At 73.2% G+C, this 17,494-nt stretch carries 20 protein-coding genes; 10 read left to right on the forward strand and 10 right to left on the reverse strand.

Features of this window, described 5'->3' with window-relative positions:
- Positions 1-3 precede the first annotated feature (3 nt).
- The 4 genes from Acy02nite_RS17315 to Acy02nite_RS17330 all read right to left on the reverse strand — a co-directional run bounded on the left by Acy02nite_RS17315 (position 4) and on the right by Acy02nite_RS17330 (position 5,512).
- Complete coding sequence (locus Acy02nite_RS17315; protein WP_203741800.1) at positions 4-1,011, reverse strand: alpha/beta hydrolase; 1,008 nt, start codon at positions 1,009-1,011, stop codon at positions 4-6.
- Positions 1,008-1,646: a hypothetical protein gene (locus tag Acy02nite_RS17320; protein ID WP_203741802.1), complete on the reverse strand. Its 639-nt coding sequence runs from the start codon at positions 1,644-1,646 to the stop codon at positions 1,008-1,010. Before Acy02nite_RS17320 ends, Acy02nite_RS17315 begins: the two co-directional genes overlap by 4 nt.
- Entirely contained in the window at positions 1,643-3,406 is a 1,764-nt protein-coding gene (locus Acy02nite_RS17325; RefSeq protein ID WP_203741803.1) for a phosphatidylglycerol lysyltransferase domain-containing protein, read from the reverse strand. Before Acy02nite_RS17325 ends, Acy02nite_RS17320 begins: the two co-directional genes overlap by 4 nt.
- 171 nt (positions 3,407-3,577) lie before the next feature.
- Entirely contained in the window at positions 3,578-5,512 is a 1,935-nt protein-coding gene (locus Acy02nite_RS17330; protein WP_239174949.1) for an AfsR/SARP family transcriptional regulator, read from the reverse strand.
- A gap of 59 nt (positions 5,513-5,571) precedes the next feature.
- Between Acy02nite_RS17330 and Acy02nite_RS17335 the strand changes: the two genes are divergently transcribed.
- The 6 genes from Acy02nite_RS17335 to Acy02nite_RS17360 all read left to right on the forward strand — a co-directional run bounded on the left by Acy02nite_RS17335 (position 5,572) and on the right by Acy02nite_RS17360 (position 10,512).
- Positions 5,572-6,435, forward strand: coding sequence for an alpha/beta fold hydrolase (locus Acy02nite_RS17335; protein WP_203741804.1), 864 nt, complete (start codon positions 5,572-5,574; stop codon positions 6,433-6,435).
- A 76-nt stretch (positions 6,436-6,511) separates the two neighbouring features.
- On the forward strand, positions 6,512-7,492 hold the full coding sequence (locus Acy02nite_RS17340) for a TIGR01777 family oxidoreductase (protein ID WP_203741806.1): 981 nt from the start codon (positions 6,512-6,514) through the stop codon (positions 7,490-7,492).
- A 66-nt stretch (positions 7,493-7,558) separates the two neighbouring features.
- On the forward strand, positions 7,559-8,029 hold the full coding sequence (locus tag Acy02nite_RS17345) for a glutathione peroxidase (RefSeq protein ID WP_203741808.1): 471 nt from the start codon (positions 7,559-7,561) through the stop codon (positions 8,027-8,029).
- A gap of 14 nt (positions 8,030-8,043) precedes the next feature.
- A complete protein-coding gene (locus tag Acy02nite_RS17350; protein ID WP_203741810.1) occupies positions 8,044-8,766 on the forward strand; it encodes a molybdopterin-dependent oxidoreductase in 723 nt (240 codons plus the stop codon).
- Positions 8,747-9,358: a cytochrome b/b6 domain-containing protein gene (locus tag Acy02nite_RS17355; RefSeq protein ID WP_203741812.1), complete on the forward strand. Its 612-nt coding sequence runs from the start codon at positions 8,747-8,749 to the stop codon at positions 9,356-9,358. Before Acy02nite_RS17350 ends, Acy02nite_RS17355 begins: the two co-directional genes overlap by 20 nt.
- A gap of 47 nt (positions 9,359-9,405) precedes the next feature.
- Positions 9,406-10,512, forward strand: a complete 1,107-nt coding sequence (locus Acy02nite_RS17360; RefSeq protein WP_239174951.1) for an LLM class flavin-dependent oxidoreductase — start codon at positions 9,406-9,408, stop codon at positions 10,510-10,512.
- Positions 10,513-10,577: 65 nt separating this feature from the next.
- Here the strand turns inward: Acy02nite_RS17360 and Acy02nite_RS17365 are convergent, their stop codons facing one another.
- Entirely contained in the window at positions 10,578-11,141 is a 564-nt protein-coding gene (locus Acy02nite_RS17365) for a TetR/AcrR family transcriptional regulator (protein WP_239174953.1), read from the reverse strand.
- 107 nt (positions 11,142-11,248) lie between these two features.
- On the opposite strand from Acy02nite_RS17365, the gene Acy02nite_RS17370 reads away from it, so the two are divergent.
- The gene (locus Acy02nite_RS17370) at positions 11,249-12,145 is read left to right on the forward strand and encodes an SDR family oxidoreductase (RefSeq protein ID WP_203741816.1); all 897 of its coding nucleotides are present in this window, start codon (positions 11,249-11,251) and stop codon (positions 12,143-12,145) included.
- Between the two features lie 56 nt (positions 12,146-12,201).
- On the opposite strand, the gene Acy02nite_RS17375 is transcribed toward Acy02nite_RS17370, so the two are convergent.
- Positions 12,202-12,609 (reverse strand): SPW repeat protein, encoded by a 408-nt coding sequence (locus Acy02nite_RS17375; RefSeq protein ID WP_203741818.1) that lies wholly within the window; start codon positions 12,607-12,609, stop codon positions 12,202-12,204.
- 259 nt (positions 12,610-12,868) lie between these two features.
- On the reverse strand, positions 12,869-13,423 hold the full coding sequence (locus tag Acy02nite_RS17380) for a TetR/AcrR family transcriptional regulator (RefSeq protein WP_203741820.1): 555 nt from the start codon (positions 13,421-13,423) through the stop codon (positions 12,869-12,871).
- A gap of 103 nt (positions 13,424-13,526) precedes the next feature.
- Between Acy02nite_RS17380 and Acy02nite_RS17385 the strand changes: the two genes are divergently transcribed.
- Both Acy02nite_RS17385 and Acy02nite_RS17390 read left to right on the forward strand, forming a co-directional pair.
- Positions 13,527-13,904, forward strand: coding sequence for a DUF4267 domain-containing protein (locus tag Acy02nite_RS17385; protein ID WP_203741822.1), 378 nt, complete (start codon positions 13,527-13,529; stop codon positions 13,902-13,904).
- Positions 13,905-14,037: 133 nt separating this feature from the next.
- Positions 14,038-14,811 carry an AfsR/SARP family transcriptional regulator gene (locus tag Acy02nite_RS17390; RefSeq protein ID WP_203741824.1) on the forward strand — a complete coding sequence of 258 codons (774 nt, stop codon included), beginning with the start codon at positions 14,038-14,040 and terminating at the stop codon, positions 14,809-14,811.
- A 43-nt stretch (positions 14,812-14,854) separates the two neighbouring features.
- On the opposite strand, the gene Acy02nite_RS17395 is transcribed toward Acy02nite_RS17390, so the two are convergent.
- From Acy02nite_RS17395 to Acy02nite_RS17405, 3 genes are all read right to left on the reverse strand, one after another.
- Positions 14,855-15,076 (reverse strand): hypothetical protein, encoded by a 222-nt coding sequence (locus tag Acy02nite_RS17395; protein WP_203741827.1) that lies wholly within the window; start codon positions 15,074-15,076, stop codon positions 14,855-14,857.
- Between the two features lie 119 nt (positions 15,077-15,195).
- Positions 15,196-16,338: an FAD-dependent monooxygenase gene (locus tag Acy02nite_RS17400; RefSeq protein ID WP_203741829.1), complete on the reverse strand. Its 1,143-nt coding sequence runs from the start codon at positions 16,336-16,338 to the stop codon at positions 15,196-15,198.
- Positions 16,339-16,405: 67 nt separating this feature from the next.
- Complete coding sequence (locus tag Acy02nite_RS17405; RefSeq protein ID WP_203741831.1) at positions 16,406-16,942, reverse strand: hypothetical protein; 537 nt, start codon at positions 16,940-16,942, stop codon at positions 16,406-16,408.
- Positions 16,943-17,139: 197 nt separating this feature from the next.
- Here Acy02nite_RS17405 and Acy02nite_RS17410 point away from each other — a divergent pair, with 197 nt between their 5' ends.
- On the forward strand, positions 17,140-17,454 hold the full coding sequence (locus tag Acy02nite_RS17410; RefSeq protein WP_203741833.1) for a hypothetical protein: 315 nt from the start codon (positions 17,140-17,142) through the stop codon (positions 17,452-17,454).
- Positions 17,455-17,494: the final 40 nt, after the last annotated feature.

Here is a 17,494-nt window from a genome sequence, read left to right on the forward strand (position 1 = left end):
CGGTCAGGCGGGGAGCGGCCGGGCCAGATGGGCCGAGAGCCAGTCGAAGGCCGGCGCCGACATCTGCCGCCACACCGCCAGGCTGTGACCGCCGTGCGGGACGACCGCCGTCGTCACGGTCAGCGGCGCGCGGACCAGCCGGGCGATGCGGCGGGACCCGTCGCGGGCGGCGTGGTCGTCGTCGGCCCAGCCGACCCAGAGGGCGATCGGTGGCTGCGGCAGGTGTGTCAGCCGCCAGGCGACGTTGTTGCCGGTCCGCTCGCTGTGGTCGCCGACCTTGATGCCGGGGTCGGCGTATCCGGACAGGCTCGCCGCCGCCGTGTACCGGTCGGGATGGCGCAGCGCCAGGTTCATCGCGCAGAACCCGCCCGCCGAGAAGCCGGCCAGCCCCCAGGCGGCCGGCTCGGGCCGGACACGCAGGTGCTCCAGCGCCCAGGCCGGCACGTCCCGGGTCAGGTACGTCTCCGCCTGCGGCCCCCCGGTGAGGTTGGTGCACTCGGTGTCGACGAGCCGCTGCGGGGTCAGGTACGGCAGCAGCACGACCGTGGGTGCCATCCTGCCGGCCGCGATCTCCCGGTCGAGGTTCGCGGCGATGCCGAGCCGCTCGGTCCACGTCTGGGGCGCCCCCGGATAGCCGTGCAGCGCCTCCACCACGGGGAACCTCAGGTCGGGCCGGCTGGAGTAGGCAGCGGGCAGGTAGACGCCCATCGGCATGCTCATGCCACTGGACGGGCCGCTCACGACGTACCAGACAACCCGCCCTTGACCTGGCTTGCCGGCCGGCGACGTCGCCACGGAGGCCGAGCCGACGAGGTCCCCCCAGCTCGGGTACGTCTCGGTGAGCCGGTTGACCTGCAGCGCCGCCGCCGCGATCACGCTGAGCACGACCCCGGTGATCAGCGCGGCGCGGCCCGCCCATCGGATCCGGTACCAGAGCAGCGCGAGCGTGACGGTCGCCGCGAGCGCGACCACGACGGTGACCACGACCGTCCGGGACGCGTCGATGCTCACGACGGCAACCGGTGCGGCGCGGTCAGCGGCGGCGGGAGCTCCCGGACGGCCTCGTCGAACGATCGCAGCGCGTGGAGCCCCGGCTGGGCCGGGCCCGGTCCGGCGACGACCGCGTACGTGTCGGTGACCCGGAAGTCGGCACTCAGCGCTGCCGGGACCGTGGCCAGCGACGCGGCGTTGGTCCGCGCGGTCGGCGCGAGGACGACGCTCAGGACACCCTCGGCAGGTCGTGGCGTGACCCCGGTCAGCACGATGACGACCGGGAACCTCCGATCCGGACAGGTCAGGTAGTCGGGCGGCACGACGACCAGCGGCGTGGTGGCCAGGCCCCAGCTCCCGGATCCCGGCGGCGTCCACGGGATCGCCTCGCCGGCGGCGATGGACGCGTCGAGACGCCCGGCCGTGGTGGCCGCCACGACCGCGACCTCGGGCGTGCCGCCGAGCGCCTGCCAGGACGGGTAGAAGCGGGCCATCCGATTGGCGATCAGGCCGGCCTCGAGCACGAGCAGCACCTCCATCACGAGCAGGCCCGCGATCCGGATCGGCAGCCGCCGCCACCAGCGCACGGTCGCGACGACCGTGGCGATCGTCAGCGCTCCGGCGAGCAGGATCAGCGGCAGCCCGGTCAGCCTCACGCCGCCGGCCCGGCGCGTCGTACGCGCGCCGCGATCGTGGCCGGTGTGCCGGGCGCCGGCAGGAACGACTCGGCGCTGAGGGCCGCGACCGCGATGCGCGGCAGGTCCCGTGCCGACGGGAAGCAGAGGAACCGGGGCTGCCAGTCCGGCAGGTACTTCGCGTTCGCCCGGTACAGCGATTCGATCTGCCACAGCCGGGAGGCGGCCCGCAGGACCCGGCACCACAGCCGGATGACCGGCCCGGCGCCCAGCTCCTCGGCACGGGCGAAGACCGAGCGCAGCACGGCGAAGTTCAGCGAGATCCGCTGGACACCGAGGGCGCCCGCGGCCTCGATCGCGGAGACGACCATCAGCTCGGTCAGGCCGTTCGGCGCGGTCCGGTCCCCGCGCATCAGGTCCAGCGACAGGCCCCGGCGGCCCCACGGCACGAACTGCAGCACCCCGCGCAGCTCGCCGGCCTCGTCACGGCAGAGCACCAGCAGGCAATCAGCGTCGGCGGGGTCGCCGAGCCGGGACAGCGCCATCGAGAAACCGCGCTCGACCTTGCCGTCCCGCAGCGCGTCGGCGCAGCTCACCACCTCGGCGAGGGTCTCCGGCGGCAGGTCGCGCTGCCGCAGGACCGCACACGTGTAGCCGGCGCGGCGCATCCGGGCCACTGCCTGCCGCACGCCCCGCATGGCGCGCCCGTCGAGCGAGAACCGCGCCGGCGCGACGATCGCCTCGTCGCCGAGCTCGATCACGTCCAGACCCGATTTCCGGTATGCCTTCCCGCCGCTCGTGCCACACCCCAGCACCGCCGGCGTCCACCCGTGGGCGGCGCAGTCGGTGAGCCATTGCCCGATCGCCCGGGGCCACTCGGACGGCAGGCCGAGCGGGTCGCCCGACGCCAGGCTCACCCCGTTGATCACCCGGTACGCGATGGCGGCCTTGCCGGACGGCGCCCAGACGAGCTGCTTGTCGCTGCGCAGCGCGAAGTAGCCGAGCGAGTCGTCGTCGCCGTGCCGGTCCAGCATCTCGCGCAGCCGGGCCCGGTCGTCGTCACCGCCGGTTCCCGCGACGCACGTCCCGGTGCTGGGACGCAGCAGCAGGAGTGCGCCGGACACGAACGCGAGCAACCCGAACGCGCCAGTGGTGATCGACACCGTGAGGCCGCCCAGCGGCGACCGGAAGTGCACCGGCCCGGTGACCCCGAGCAGCCCCAGCGCGGCGTGCCCGGCCCAGGTCAGCACACCCGGCCGCCCGTCGAGGTGATTGACCCGGACGGCGATCTCGGCGAACCCGAGCGCGAAGCCGGCCCCGAGGAACGTCGCGCAGGCCCGCAATGCCCGCCACCGGTTGCGGCGGTCACCCTCGGCCGTGAAGTCGTCCCGCCGGGCCACCAGCAGCGCGGCGATGCCACCCGCGAAGATCGTCGGCACCAGCCCGCCCTTGACGGTGTGCGCCGCGACGCCGATCAGCGACAGGACCAGGGCGAGCTGCCAGGCCCGGCGCTTGCCCCGGCGCAGGCCGGAGCCCAGGTAGACCAGCAGGACGCCGACGACCGCGGCCGCCACCCGGGCGGTGATCAGCCCGGCGGTCGGGATCATGTCGGCCAGCAGCGAGAACCGGTGGTGCCGGGGTGGCAGCGCGGAGAAGACCGCACTGGCCGCGCCGACGAACTGCACCAGCCGCGCCACGGCGCGCCGTGACGACGGTGGCCGCACCCACCGAGGCGAGATCTCCTCGCGCGTCTCCACCGGCCGTTCCCCCGTGATCGACATCCGTTCTTCCTCCCCCGTCGCGCCGCCCCGTGAGCATGCCGGGCGCATGCAAGCGATCCTGCCCGCCGGGCTCCACCGTGGTCATCCGTCCAAGGTCTATGCCCGGCGGACCGCACTACGACTTTTGGCGGAGACGGAAGTCGCGGCGGCGAACCCAGTCCTCCGCCGGGGTCACGCCTCACCGAGGGCGGCGTCCAGCGCCACCAGGTGATCCGCGACGGCACCGACCGTGAGCGCCCCGCTCGCTGCCCCGGCCCACTCCCCCGCCGCCGGGGCCAGCGCCTGCCGGGCACGGACCATGGCGGCCGGGTCGCCGGCGGCGATCGCGGCCCGCCCGAGCAGGCACCACAGCGCCTCGGCGAGCAGGTCCGCGGGTGGTTCCGGCACGTCGGCGAGCGCGGCCCGGCCGGGTTCGAGCAGGGGGCGCACCCAGGGCTCGTACGGCCCGAAGTCGTCGTCCCCGGAGACCAGCGGCAGGGCCCGGCGCAGGCGCAGGCCCAGCAACGCCAGTGGTAGCAGGCCGTCCCGCATGCCCGGCATCCCCGCCTCGTCCAGCCGGGCCGCCGCGGCACGGTACGCCGACTCGGCCCGCGCGGCCGGCACCTGCTCGGCCAGGTCGGCGCGCAGCGCCCGGTACCACTGCGTGAACACGCCGACCAGGGGCCGCTCGTGGCGCCCGGCCAGCTCGTCGGCGGCCAGCGCGTGCCGGTCGGCCCGGTCGAACGCGGCCACCGCGCAACTCGACTGCAGCCGGATCAGGTGGCCGAGCACCTCCACTGTCGCCAGGCCGTGCCGGTTCGCCAGGGTCACCAGCTCGGCGCCGATCCGGTCACGGCGCACCGATCCGCCGGCCGTACGGCAGCTCTGCATGAACACGCCGTTCAGCGCGAACGCCAGCAGCGCGGGGTCGTCCAGCTCGCGGGCGATCGTCTCGGCCTGCCGGGCGCACTCCCGCGGCCGGGGATCACGGGTGCCGCGCGATTCGACAGCGATGGTGGCCAGCAGCCGGGCCCGGGCCGGGTCGTGGCCCGTCCGGGGCAGCCCCGCGAGGGCTCGCTCGGCGGCGGCGACGATGCCGGCGGCCTGCCCGGCGTCGTCGGCACGGGGCCAGATCGCCGGCACGTCGTAGGCGCCGATCACCCGCGCGGTCAGCCCGGGGTCGCCGAGCTGCTCGGCGGCCGCGACCGCGGCGGCCCGCTGCTCCCGGGCCACCTCCAGGCCGCCCGCGCCGGTGACGGCCAGGTTGCGCAGCAGCCCCACCGCGGACTCCAGCCGCGCCCCGGCGCCGACCTGCTCGTAGGCGGACGCGGCCCGCGACAGCACCTCGCCGGCCGGATCCGGGCGACCGGGAGCGTCCAGGCCCGGCTCCTGCCGCAGGATGTCGATCTCCAGGGTGCGCAGCGCCGGGCCGGGCTCCAGCCCGAGCTGCCCGGCGAGCAGCTCCCGCGCCCGGCGCAGCACGGCGAGCGCGTCGCCCTGCCGCCCCGACCGGTAGAGCGCCAGGGCCAACAGCCGCCAGCCCTGCTCGCGCCACGGGTGCGCGGTGACATGCTCGTCCAGCTCCGGCACCGCCTCGGCGGCGCGACCCAGGCCGAGAAGCGCCTCGACCCGCCGCTCCACGGCCTGCAGCCGCAGCTCGGCCAGGCGGGCACGATCGGCACGCGGCCAGGCGGCCTCCGGGAAATCCGCGTACGCGGGACCGCGCCACCAGCCGAGCGCCTCGTCCAGCCGGGCCAGGGCGGTGGCCGGTGCCGCCGTGCTCACGTCCGCGACGGCCTGCTCGAACCGCCAGGCGTCCACCTGATCGGGTGCGCACCTCAACGCGTACCCCGAGCCCTGGGTGGTCAGCAACGTCGCGGGCGCCCTCGCCGGGCGGTCCGGTTCGATCGCCCTGCGCAGCGCCGCCACGAACGTCCGCACGGCGGCCACCGCGCCGTCCGGAGGCGAGACCCACAGATCAAGGACAAGGTCATTGGTGGGTACGACCCGACGCCGCGCCACCAGCAGCCGCGCCAGCACGGCCCGGTGCATCGGGCCCTTGAGCGCGACAGGCCGGCCCTGCTCGTCCTCGGCGACGACGGGCCCGAGAACGCCGAATCGGATCACCTCGTCACGCTACGTTGGCGCTCATTCGTTGCTCATCCGGCCACCGCAGAGTGGCTCTCATGAACTTCCAGCACGTACGCGTCCCGGTCGCCGACAACGTGGAGCTCAGCGCCGCGATCGCCGGGTCGGGCAGCCCGATCGTCCTGCTGCACGGCTTCCCGCAGACCCACCTGATGTGGCGGCACGTCGCCGCCGACCTGGCCACCGACCACACCGTGATCTGCCCGGACCTGCGGGGGTACGGCGCCAGCGACAAGCCCGCCGGGGACGGGCCGGACACCTACTCCAAACGCACCATGGCCGCCGACGTGGTGGCCCTCGCCAGAGCCCTCGGCCAGGACAGGTTCGCCCTGGCCGGACACGACCGGGGCGCCCTGGTCGCGATCCGCGCCGGCCTCGACCACCCGGAGAACGTCACCCACCTGGCGTCGCTCGACGTGCTGCCGACCCTCGACATGTGGGACGTCATGCACGGGGTGAGCGCCCAGGTCGGCTTCCACCTGTATCTGATGGCCCAGCCGCCCGGTCTGCCCGAGAGGATGATCGCCGGCGCGTCCGACGAGTTCTTCGGCCACTTCCTCGACCTGTGGACCAACGACCCGAAGGCCATTCCCGACGACGTACGCCGCGTGTACCTCGACGCCTCCCGGGCCGCCATCCCGTCGATCGTCGCCGACTACCGCGCGTCGGCCGGCGTCGACGTCGAGCACGACCGGGCCGACCGCGCCGCCGGGCGCACCCTGACCATGCCGGTCACCGTCCTGCAGCAGGACTGGGGCGCGATGCTCGGCTTCGACGCGGCCGGGCTGTGGAAGGCGTGGGCCCCGGACCTTCGCCATGTGCCGGTCACGTGCGGCCACTTCATGGCCGAGGAGGACCCCGCCCTGGTCACGGCGGAACTCCGCGAGCTGCTGACCCGCTGACCCGGTGTTGAGCGGTCGCTCAAAACGACCTATGCTGAGTTTTGAGCGACCGCTCAACAGTCATTCAGGGGGACTCATGAAGGTCGTCATTCCCGGCGGAACCGGCCAGGTCGGCACGATCCTCGACCGGGCGCTGACCGCCGACGGACACGACGTGGTGGTCCTGACCCGCTCACCCCGAGGGGAGCGGCAGGTCCACTGGGACGGCTCGACGCTCGGGGACTGGGCCGCCGAGATCGACGGCAGCGACGTCGTCATCAACCTGGCCGGCCGAAGCGTCAGCTGCCGCTACACCCGGGAGAACCTCGCAGCGATGATGAACTCACGCGTCGAGTCCGCCCGCGTGGTCGGTGACGCCATCGCCGCGGCAGCCCGGCCGCCGAAGGTCTGGCTGCAGATGAGCACCGCGACGATCTACGCGCACCGGTTCGACGCGCCCAACGACGAGCACACCGGCCTGATCGGCGGCCACGAGCCGGGAGTGCCCGGCTATTGGTCCTACAGCATCAGGATCGCCCAGAACTGGGAGGCCGAGCAGGAACGAGCAGCCACTCCGCACACCCGCAAGGTCGCCCTGCGGTCCGCCATGGTGATGAGCCCGGACCGCGGAGGCGTCTTCGACGTCCTCAGCCGCCTCGCCCGGCTCGGCCTGGGCGGCCCGGTGGCGGGCGGCCGTCAGTACGTCTCCTGGATCCACGACCAGGACTTCGTCCGCGCCATCCGCTTCCTGATCGACCACGACGACCTCACCGGCGCCGTGAACCTGGCCGCTCCCACGCCTTTGCCTCAGCGCGAGTTCATGCGAGACCTGCGCTCAGCCTGGCGGATCCCGTTCGGTCTCCCCGCCACCCGGCCCATGGCCGAGCTCGGCGCCTTCGCCCTTCGCTCCGACACCGAGCTGCTGCTGAAGAGCCGCCGCGTCATCCCGGGCCGGCTCACCGAAGCGGGCTTCACCTTCGACCACCCGCGGTGGCAGACCGCCGCCGCCGACCTCACCGCCCGCCGCCGCCTCTCCCCACGGCAGACTCCACACCTGATTCCGCGGACAGCCCGGTGACGCGATCGGGTTTCACCATCCTGCAGTACGGTTGCGCGAGCGCTCGCCTCGACAAGGAGTCCTCCCATGACTGTCCATGACTTCGTCGTCACCACGGCCGACGGTGGGAAGCAGCAGCTCAGCGACTACGCCGGCCGCGTCCTGCTGATCGTCAACGTGGCCAGCCGGTGCGGCATGACCCCGCAGTATGCCGGGCTGGAGGCGCTGCACCGCGAGTTCGGCGACCGTGGCCTGCAGGTTCTCGGGTTCCCGTGCAACCAGTTCGGCGCTCAGGAGCCGGGCACGGACGCGGAGATCCAGGAGTTCTGCTCGGTCAACTACGACGTGACGTTCCCGGTCCTCGCCAAGGTGGACGTCAACGGGCCCGATGCCGCGCCGCTCTACGAGTACCTGCGGGGGCACGTGGACCCCGCCGAGGACGTGCGGTGGAACTTCACGAAGTTCCTGGTCGACCGGGACGGCACGGTGATCCGGCGGTACGAGCCGAAGGTCACCCCCGAGGAGATCGGCAAGGACGTCGCCGAGATGCTGAGCTGAATGCCGGCCGGGCGATGACAGCGGACGAGCGCCGGGGCACGCCGGTCGGGCGGCGGGTCGTCCTCGGCGTGCTCGCGCTGGGCGCCGCCGGGGTCGCGGTCGGCGCGCGGGTGCAGAAAGCAACCGACGGCGTGCTCGCGACGGTCGCCAGCAAGGACCCGACGGGCCTGACCGGGCTGCTCCCGGGTGGTGGCGGCTTCCGGTTCTACTCCGTCGCGGCGAGTGTCCCGCACCGGTCCGCGGACAACTACCGGTTGACGGTGGACGGGCTGGTCGAGCGGCCCACGACGTACACACTCAAGCAGTTGAAAGAGGACCTGCCGAGCACTCGTCTGGTGCGGGACGTGCAATGCGTGACCGGCTGGCGCGTGCCGCAGACCGCGTTCACCGGTGTCCTGCTGTCGGACGTGCTGGCGGCGGCCGGGGTCAGGCCGGGCGCGATGGCGCTGCGGTTCACGTGTTTCGACGGCGTCTACACCGAGAGCCTGACGCTGGAGCAGGCGCGGCGCCCGGACATGCTCGTCGCCTACGGGATGCGCGACGAGCCGATCACCGACGCGCACGGTGGCCCGGTCCGGTTGTACGCCGCCCCGATGTACTTCTACAAGTCGGCGAAGTGGCTGGCCGGGATCACCGTCACCGACGAGGTGACCCCGGGGTACTGGGAGAAGCGCGGTTACGACGTCGACGGCTGGGTCGGCAGCTCGAACGGGCGTGATGACCATCCCACCTCCTGACGCGCCGCTGCGGCGCTTCACCGTCGCCGAGCGCTGGATCCACCGCGCGACCGCCGCCCTGCTGGGTACGACGATGGTCACCGCCGCGTTCCTGTACCTGCCACTGCTGAGCGAGCTCGCCGGCCGGCGCGACCTGCTCGTCACCGTCCACGAGTGGTCCGGCATCGCCGCGCTCGTCCCGGTGCTGGCGGGGCTGCTGTCCCGGGCGTTCCGCGCCGACCTCGCCCGGCTGAACCGTTTCGGCCCGCACGACCGGGGCTGGTTGCGCTCCGTGCTGCGCCGCCGCCCGCACCCGTCCGCCAAGTTCAACGCCGGCCAGAAGCTGTACGCGTCGCTCGCCGCGGGCGGCACCCTCGTCATGCTCGGCACCGGCCTGATCATGTGGTTCCCCCGGCTCGCGCCGCTGGTCTATCGCACCGGCGCGACGTTCGTCCACGACTGGGGCGCGCTGCTGCTCGGCGCGCTGGTCACCGGCCACATGTGGATGGCCTCCAACGACCCGGAGGCGCGCGCCGGCCTGCGCACCGGCTTCGTCTCGCGCGCCTGGGCCCGCCGCCACCACGAGCTGTGGGAACCCTCCCCCGACGAGTAGCCCTCCCGGCTGGTGCTCATGGTCGTTATTCGTTCCTCATAACGACCATGAGCACCAGCCGGACCCCGGGCAGCGAGCCGGAGGCCGGTGTGATCAACGCCCGGTCCGGCGCGGGAACGAAGCGGCCGGGCCGGGCGTTGCACAACCTCATGACGAGCACTTTCTCGGCGAAGCCGCGCCTGTCCGTTCTTGACCTCGCGCCGATCACGCCCGGCGGCACCGTCGCGCAGGCGTTCGGGAACTCCGTGGCGATGGCGCAGGCCGCCGAGCGGCACGGTTACGAGCGGGTCTGGTATGCCGAGCACCACAACATGGCGCGGATCGCGTCGAGCGCGACGAGCCTGCTGATCGGGCATGTCGCCGGTCGGACCTCGACGATCCGCCTCGGGGCCGGCGGCATCATGCTGCCCAACCACGCGCCGCTCACGATTGCCGAGCAGTTCGGCACGCTGGAGTCGCTGTATCCCGGGCGCATCGATCTGGGGCTGGGCCGCGCGCCCGGAAGTGACCAGGTCACGATGCGGGCGATGCGCCGGAACCCGATGTCGGCGGAGAGCTTCCCGCAGGACGTCCTGGAGTTGCAGGGCTATCTGAGCGACGAGTCCCTGGTCGAGGGCGTCCGGGCGACGCCGGGCGCGGGGACGGACGTGCCGCTCTACATTCTGGGCTCGTCGATGTTCGGGGCGAAGCTCGCCGCCGCGTACGGGCTGCCCTACGCTTTCGCCTCGCACTTCTCGCCCGGCCTGTTGAAGCAGGCGATCGCGTTGTACCGCGACGAGTTCACGCCGTCGAAGCAGCTGAGCGCGCCGTACGTGATCGCCGGCGTGAACGTGGTCGCCGCCGACTCGGCCGAGGACGCACAGCGGCAGTTCGCCACGACGCGCCGTACGCTCGTGCGCGGTCTGATCACGCGGTCCTCCGGCCCGGCCGACTACACCGACGAGGAGATCGACGAGTTCCTGACCACGCCGAACGGCCGTCAGCTCGCCGCGATGCTCACCTACTCGGCGGTGGGCACCCCGGATGAGGTCGCCGCGTATCTGACCACGTTCGCCGAGGAGGCGCAGGCCGACGAGCTGATCATCGCCCACCAGTCGACGCAGATCGAGGACCGCGTCCGATCGGTCGAGCTGACCGCCTCCGCACTTCTCTGACCGGATCGGATCAGGACCGGGGCCTGGCGCGTACGGCCATGCCCGGCGCCTGCCGGGTCGCTGGTTCAGTTCGGCGGAGCGAGGTCGCGCATCAGGTCGCGAGCCAGCTCACCGGGGTGCAGCCCGTCCGGGTCCCGCCCGCTCATGACCCAGAAGAACGGGGTGCCGATGACGCGGGCGGCGGCCTCGTCGGACGTGGGCAGGCCGTTGCGGGCGAGGACCGTGCGCGCGCTGTCGGCGAGAACGTCCCGGGTCGCGATCAGTTCCTTGACGGCCCGGTCGTGCTGAGCCGCGGCGAGCAGCGCCCGGTACGCGGCGCCGGCCGGTGAGCGGGCCAGGAAGGTGACGAGCGCGGTCAGGTAGGACGCGAGGTCGGCCGCCGGGTCCGGCTCCCGGGGGACGGACAGTTCCTCCTCCGCGTCGGTGACGCACGCCTCGAACAGGATCTCGGCCTTCGTGGACCACCAGCGGTAGACGGTCTGGCGGCCGACGCCGGCGCGCTCGGCGATGCCTTTCACGGTCAGCGCGGCGTAGCCAACCTCTTCCAGCAGGTCGTCGGCCGCGTGGAGGACGGCGTCGCGGGCCTGCTCACTGCGGGGGCGGCCGACTTTGGCGTTGTGCTGCGTCACACTGGGCATCTTAGCGAGACACCGTGCCTCGTTTTAATGCGAGACACGTGTTAGCGTTTCGATACACGGTGCCTCGTAATGGAGGTACCACGTTCTCAGGAGCGCGCATGCGTGTTTTCGTGACCGGGGCGACCGGTTGGATCGGGTCGGCGACCGTCGACGAGCTGCTCGGAGCCGGGCACGAGGTGGCGGGGCTCGCCCGCTCCGACGCCGGTGCGGCGGCGCTCGAGGGCAAGGGCGCTGTCGCCGTACGGGGAAATCTTGACGATCTTGATTCGTTGCGGCGCGGCGCCGGGGAGTCGGACGCCGTGGTCCACCTCGCCAACAAGCACGACTGGGCCAACCCGTCCGACAATGATCGGACGGAGCGGGCCGCGGTCGAGGCGATGCTGGAGACCCTGGCGGGCAGCGAGCGGCCGTTCGCGATCGCGAACGGGATCTCCGGGCTGGTCCGGGGGCGCGCGGCCCTCGAATCCGACCCGTCGCCCGCCGTCGGGCCCGGGTCGGACCGGGGCGGCAGCGAGAACCTGGCGCTCGACTACGCGAGCCGGGGTGTGCGATCGATGGCGGTCCGGTTCGCGCCGTCGGTGCACGGCGCCGGCGACTGGGGGTTCGTGACGTGGCTCGCGGAGGCGGCGCGGCGTTCGGGCGTCTCCGGATACCTCGGGGACGGCTCGGCGCAGTGGTCGGCGGTGCACCGGACGGACGCCGCTCGGCTGATCAGGATCGGTCTCGAGAGCGCACCGGCCGGGGTGCGGCTGCACGCCGTCGCGGAGGAGTCGGTGCCGACGCGGGCGATCGCGGAGGCGCTCGCCGAAGCGCTCGGCCTGCCGACGGCCTCGATCGGCCCGGCGGAGGCGGACGCACACTTCGGGGTGGTCGGCACCTTCTTCGGGCTTGACATGCACGCGTCCAGCGCGTACACCCGGGAGCTGCTGAGCTGGAAACCGGCCGGACCGACCCTGATCGAGGACATCTTGAGCGGCGCCTACAGCGGAGCCTGACCGTCACGAGGCGTCAGGCCGACCAGCCTGCGCCGGCCAGCCTGCGCGGGCGGGCGTCAGCGGTAGCCGCGCTGGCTGCGGCGGGCCCGCGCCTTCTCGATCTCGCGGATCCACGCCTCCGACGCGCGCTGGGCGCTGCTCGTCACCCAGCCGGCCGTGCTCAGCGCGATCACGACCGCGCCGGTGAGCAGGTCGTTCCAGGTCGCGCCGGCCGAGTCGGCGTAGCCGCGGACGAACGGCGACAGCATCACCCAGACCCCGACCATCGCGGTGACCAGGGTCAACCTGGTGGTGCCGGCCGGATGAACCGCTTCCACATAGCCGAGCGCGACCAGGACCAGGCCGGAAAGGACGTCACTCCAGCCGGCGTACGGCGCGGTGGCCGCATGGTGGTCGAAGATCAGCGGCCCGACGGTCAGCCAGGCGCCGGCGATCACGAGCAACTCGCTGGGCGTGTGACTCATCTCGGTCACCACGCGCCGCCCGCCACGAAGCGGGTGCCAGTGTCGCAGAGGTGGACTCAGGTGCATGGTTCTCCCCCGTACCGATGCCGCCGGCGGTCTCCTGCCGAGAGCTTCCCACGCCGGGCGCCCGCGCGGTCGGCGATTCCGCGCGTTACACAAATCGCCACCGTGAGGCGTCCAGGAGACAGGAACGGCGGGCCACCCCCCACCTGACCGGGCCGGAGCCGGGGCACGCGATCGCGTGCCCCGGCTCTTCTGGTCACCCCCCGGCGAACTGGGTGACCAGGACGTCGAGCCGGTCCGCCTGGCCCTCGGGCGGGATGCGCCCGTTCTCCGCCAGCGCCGCGATGCCGTGCAGCGCGCCCCAGCTCACCTCGGCGAACAGCTCGCGCCGTGGATGGCCGGCGGCGAAGCAGCCGACGAACGCGTCGAAGCAGGCGCGCAGCGCGGGCGGCGTCTCGGCGTGCGCGAACTTCACGTCGGTCGGCAGCACGAACATCGCCTGGTAGAGCGCGGGCCGCTCGGCCGCGAACGCCAGGTAGGCGCCCGCGACGGCGCGCAGGCCACCCGGCTGGGCCGCACGCAGCAGCGCGGCGAGCTCGCCGAAGCCCTCCAGGGCGACCGCGCGCATGATCGCCTCCTTGCCGTTGAAGTGGCTGTAGAGCACCGGCTGGCTGTATTCCACCCGCTCGGCCAGCCGGCGGGTCGTCACCGCTTCCCAGCCCTCCGTCTCGGCCAACTCCCGGGCGGCCGTGATGATCAGCTGATGACGCTGGGCGCGTTCGCGTTCGCGGCGTTCGGTGATGGCGGACATGAGTCAATTCTAGCAGTGCTAGACATCCTGCCGCAGATAGATGTACCTTTGCTCCGAGAGCTAGCGCCGCTAGATTTCCATGCACCGCTAATCGGAGGAAACCATGCTCAGCACCGTCGCCACCGTTCTCGCCGGCCTGATCGGCGCGGGGATCACCCTCATCGGCGTCCTCGCGATGTGGCAGCCGCGCAACGCGGCCGGCTTCGGCATCCCCGCCACCCCGATCGACGACCCGGCAGTCCGGGCCTGGCTGCGCGTCAAAGCGGGACGCGACATCACCCTCGGGCTCGTCCTGTTCCTGCTGATGATCAACGGGGATGCCGCTCTGCTCGGCTCGTTCATGCTGGTCACCACCGTCTCCCCGATCGTCGACGGGCTGAGCGTGCTGCGCAGCGGCGGCACGAGAGCAGCCGCCTTCGGCATCCACTTCGCGACCGCTGCCGCCATGGTGGTCATCGGGGTGCTGCTGCTCCTCGCCTGAGCGGTTCACCGCCAGGATCAAGAGCCTTCGCGCGTACGCCGTGGAGCCGGCCGCCGGGTGACAGCGCTCGCCCCGCCGGCCGGGCCGTGGCTATGCTGCTGGCACCACCGGACCGGCTGAACAGGGACTCGACATGATCGGCGGCGCGCTGCGGTTCGAGATCCTCGGCCCGCTCCGGGCGTTCCGCGACGATCAGCCGGTCGATCTCGGGCCGCTGACCCAGCAGGCGGTGCTCGCCGTCCTGCTGCTGCACGCCGGCGAGCCGGTTCCGATCGCGCGGCTCGTCACGGCGCTGTGGGATCACGACCCGCCGGAGAACGGGGTGGACCTCGTGCAGCGGTACATCGGTGGCCTGCGGCGGGCCCTCGACCCGGGGCGTACGTCGTTGATCGCCCTGACCGAGGGCGGTTACGTGCTCCGGGTCAGCGACAGCGCCATCGACGCCGGCCGGTTCCGGACGGGGCTCGAACAGGCCCGCGCCGAGCAGCGCACCGGCCGGTCCGACACCGCCACCCTGCAGGTCCGGCGGGCGCTCGACCTCTGGCGGGACGAACCGCTGAGCGGGCTGACCGGTCCGGTCTTCGAAGCCGGCCGCACCCGGTTGAGGCGTGAGCGCGACACCGCCGCCCAGTTGCTGGCGGCGCCCGCCCCGCCACCGTCCCCGCCCGCGGCAGTCGATCCGACAGCGGTGCACCCGGCCCCGGTGGCCGACCCGACCGCGGTGCACCCGGTTCCTGCCGCCGACCCGACCGCGGCCCAGCCCGTCACCACCGTCGACGCGACAGTGGCGCAGCCCGTTCCCACCGCCGACGCGACCCGGGCGCAGCGGGTCGTGCCCGGTTACTCCGAGCCGGTCGACCCCTGGGAAGGTCACGACCTCTTCCCGCCCGATCCGTTGCGGTTCTGACCGGATCCGCCGCCACGACCGTCTTCCGAAGGGGGTACGCCGGTCAGCGATAGGGGTCGTTCTTCGGGTCGGGCTGCACGCGGTTGTGCCGGGCGCAGCGCAGGCCGATCAGTGCCATCGCGAGGTAGCCGCCGAGGTGGACGACGTATCCACCCGGCAGCACGCGCAGCGCGCCGGGATCATGGTTGATCAGGAGCCGGATGCAGCCCTGCGCGCCGAGGGCGAGCAGGAGCAGGCCGAAAACGAGCCACACGGCCTGACGCATCGTCGCCTCCTCCCCGGGCACGAGCCTAAGGCGCGCCCGCGTGACCGGTGACCGGTTCCGCGGAACCGGCCCGTGTCCTGCGCGGCCAGGGCCGGCACCACCGGTCACCGATCGCCGGGTCAGGCCGCCGGGTCGTAGCCGTAGATCCAGCCGCTCGCGACGAGCGGATCGCCCGCCGCCAGCGCCTCGTCGCGCGCCCGCTGCTCCGGCCCGTCGGGAAGGTGGTTGACGTGTGACCGGGCGTGGCTCACCGCCTGCAGGCGCGACGTCCGCGGAATCCGCAGCTCCTCGTACCGCCGCAGCGCCGCCGCGGGGTCGGCCGCCCCCTCGCCCAGGCACCGGGCCAGCACCGCCGCGTCCTCGATCGCCTGGGCCGCGCCCTGCGCGAAGAACGGGAACATCGGGTGCGCCGCGTCCCCGAGCAGGGTCACCCGGCCGGACGTCCACCGGGGCAGTGGCGCCCGGTCCAGCAGAGCCCAGCGCCCGGGCGTGCCGCCGGCGCGGATCAGCTCCCCCAGCCGGTCGTCCCAGCCCGCGAACTCGCCGAGGAACTCCTCGACGGTCGCGGTCGCCGTCCAGGACTCGGCCCGGCGCTCGCGGGCCGGCGCGACGGCGACCACGTTCACGAGCCGTCCGGCCGAGATCGGGTAGTGGACGAGGTGATGACCGGGACCGATCCACAGTGTCTGCGCCGGCCGGCGCGCGAACGGCGGCGCCCGATCGGCGGGCACCAGCGCCCGGAACGCGCACAGACCGGAATCGGTCACCGCCGCCGGCCCGCGCAGAACAGAGTGGACCCCGTCCGCCCCGACCACGACGTCCGCCTCGGCAACCGCCCCGTCCGCGAACCGCACCAGCGGCCCGCAGGGGTCCACGCCGACACACCGCCGCCCCAGCCGGATCGCCTCCGCCGGCACGCAGCTCCGGAGAACGTCGAGCAGGTCGGCCCGGTGAACGGTGTACGTGTGCTCGCCGTAGAGCTGCTCACACGAGGTCAGATCCTCCGCGGACAGCACCGTCCCGTCCCGCCACCGCCGGAACTCCCACCCGACGTCGAGCCGCACCGCCGTGCGCCGCAGCCGCTCCAGCACGCCCAGCCGGCGCAGCAGGCGAGCCGCGTTCGGCGCCACCATCAGCCCGGCGCCGACCGTCCGCAGCTCACGCGCTTGCTCGTACACCGTCACCGCAAGCCCGGCCCGGTGCAGAAATCCGGCCGCGGCAAGGCCGCCGATGCCGCAACCGACGACCGCGATCCTCAGCATGCCGCCCATCATCGCCCGCCCCGGCGCCCCGGCACAGGCGCCGTCCGGCGGAATCCGTGCGGCAGCGTCAGGTGAGGGTGAGCGCCAGGACCGAGCCGGTGACCGCCGGTTCCGAGGCCGGCCGTGCGTTGAGGTCGATGGTGATGTCGAACGGCCGGCCACCGGACATCGCGGGCGTCGCGCTGCGGCGCACCACCGGAGCGACGCGGCGCACCACCGGAGAGACACGGCGCACCAACGACGGGACGGATCGCACGACCGACGGGGCACGGCGAACGGGGGCCACGATCGCGACGGTGGTCAGGCCGTAGACGACGGCCGCCGCGCCGAGCAGGGCCGTGATCGCGCCCGGCCCGCAGAACGCGGCGAGCATCGTGGCGCCGACCGCCCAGGGCAGCACGTTCAGCCGACGCGGGCCCCCGACGACGATCTCGGCGGCCGCCGCCACCAGCACCCAGGCGAGCAGCGCCCCGAACGTCGCGCCGGGCGGGCAGAGCCCCAGCGGCCCGGTCCCGATCCCCAGCAGCACCGCGGTCGCCGAGACGGTCACATACGTGACCGGAGCACGATCGAGGGAGCGGCTGCGGCGGGGCTGAAGGCACATGCTCCACAGTCAACCCAGGCTTGACCGGCGGGAGCAGGACAGCTGATCGACGCGGCACGAATCCTGGAGTCATCCTCTCTCCCGCTGTCGGCCATCAGTCGGAAAAGTGGCCCTGACCAGGGTTGACAGCGACCCGGCCAACGTCTTATCAGTATTTCTGAGAGGTGTTCAAACCCGTCGCCAGGAGGTGACTCGTCATGATCGACCAGTGGGTGTTGCACGTGGCCGCCACCCCGCACGACGTCGAGGACGTCCTCGCGGACCTGTGCCTGCACCGGAGAGCACGCCCGGTCGCCGACCGGGACTACCCGGCCCGCCTGGTCGGCCGGGGCAGCCCGGACGAGCCACCGGCCTGGCTGTGCTTCGTCCGGGACGAGCTGGAGCAGCGCGGTCACCGCACCCAGTGGTGCGCCCCCTGGTGTGCCCACGACTCGAAGCCGCGCGCCGGCCGGTCGGGCCCGGCGCCGCACCAGCTCACCCACCACGCGGGCGACCATCCGGCGGCGGCCTAGGCGCGGTCGCTGCCAGGCGCGCTCCGGGCCACGCCGCAGC

It is taken from the genome of Actinoplanes cyaneus (genome assembly GCF_016862095.1).
In the GTDB taxonomy this organism is placed as follows: Bacteria; Actinomycetota; Actinomycetes; order Mycobacteriales; family Micromonosporaceae; genus Actinoplanes; species Actinoplanes cyaneus.

What these genes read in the sequence shown, in the direction of transcription:
- Acy02nite_RS17325 (WP_203741803.1), bottom strand. Translation starts at nt 3,406, where the DNA reads ATGTCGATCACGGGGGAACGGCCGGTGGAGACGCGCGAGGAGATCTCG.
- Acy02nite_RS17335 (WP_203741804.1), top strand. Translation starts at nt 5,572, where the DNA reads ATGAACTTCCAGCACGTACGCGTCCCGGTCGCCGACAACGTGGAGCTC.
- Acy02nite_RS17340 (WP_203741806.1), top strand. Translation starts at nt 6,512, where the DNA reads ATGAAGGTCGTCATTCCCGGCGGAACCGGCCAGGTCGGCACGATCCTC.
- Acy02nite_RS17345 (WP_203741808.1), top strand. Translation starts at nt 7,559, where the DNA reads ATGACTGTCCATGACTTCGTCGTCACCACGGCCGACGGTGGGAAGCAG.
- Acy02nite_RS17350 (WP_203741810.1), top strand. Translation starts at nt 8,044, where the DNA reads ATGACAGCGGACGAGCGCCGGGGCACGCCGGTCGGGCGGCGGGTCGTC.
- Acy02nite_RS17355 (WP_203741812.1), top strand. Translation starts at nt 8,747, where the DNA reads ATGACCATCCCACCTCCTGACGCGCCGCTGCGGCGCTTCACCGTCGCC.
- Acy02nite_RS17360 (WP_239174951.1), top strand. Translation starts at nt 9,406, where the DNA reads ATGAGCACCAGCCGGACCCCGGGCAGCGAGCCGGAGGCCGGTGTGATC.
- Acy02nite_RS17370 (WP_203741816.1), top strand. Translation starts at nt 11,249, where the DNA reads ATGCGTGTTTTCGTGACCGGGGCGACCGGTTGGATCGGGTCGGCGACC.
- Acy02nite_RS17375 (WP_203741818.1), bottom strand. Translation starts at nt 12,609, where the DNA reads ATGAGTCACACGCCCAGCGAGTTGCTCGTGATCGCCGGCGCCTGGCTG.
- Acy02nite_RS17380 (WP_203741820.1), bottom strand. Translation starts at nt 13,423, where the DNA reads ATGTCCGCCATCACCGAACGCCGCGAACGCGAACGCGCCCAGCGTCAT.
- Acy02nite_RS17385 (WP_203741822.1), top strand. Translation starts at nt 13,527, where the DNA reads ATGCTCAGCACCGTCGCCACCGTTCTCGCCGGCCTGATCGGCGCGGGG.
- Acy02nite_RS17390 (WP_203741824.1), top strand. Translation starts at nt 14,038, where the DNA reads ATGATCGGCGGCGCGCTGCGGTTCGAGATCCTCGGCCCGCTCCGGGCG.
- Acy02nite_RS17395 (WP_203741827.1), bottom strand. Translation starts at nt 15,076, where the DNA reads ATGCGTCAGGCCGTGTGGCTCGTTTTCGGCCTGCTCCTGCTCGCCCTC.
- Acy02nite_RS17400 (WP_203741829.1), bottom strand. Translation starts at nt 16,338, where the DNA reads ATGCTGAGGATCGCGGTCGTCGGTTGCGGCATCGGCGGCCTTGCCGCG.
- Acy02nite_RS17405 (WP_203741831.1), bottom strand. Translation starts at nt 16,942, where the DNA reads ATGTGCCTTCAGCCCCGCCGCAGCCGCTCCCTCGATCGTGCTCCGGTC.
- Acy02nite_RS17410 (WP_203741833.1), top strand. Translation starts at nt 17,140, where the DNA reads ATGATCGACCAGTGGGTGTTGCACGTGGCCGCCACCCCGCACGACGTC.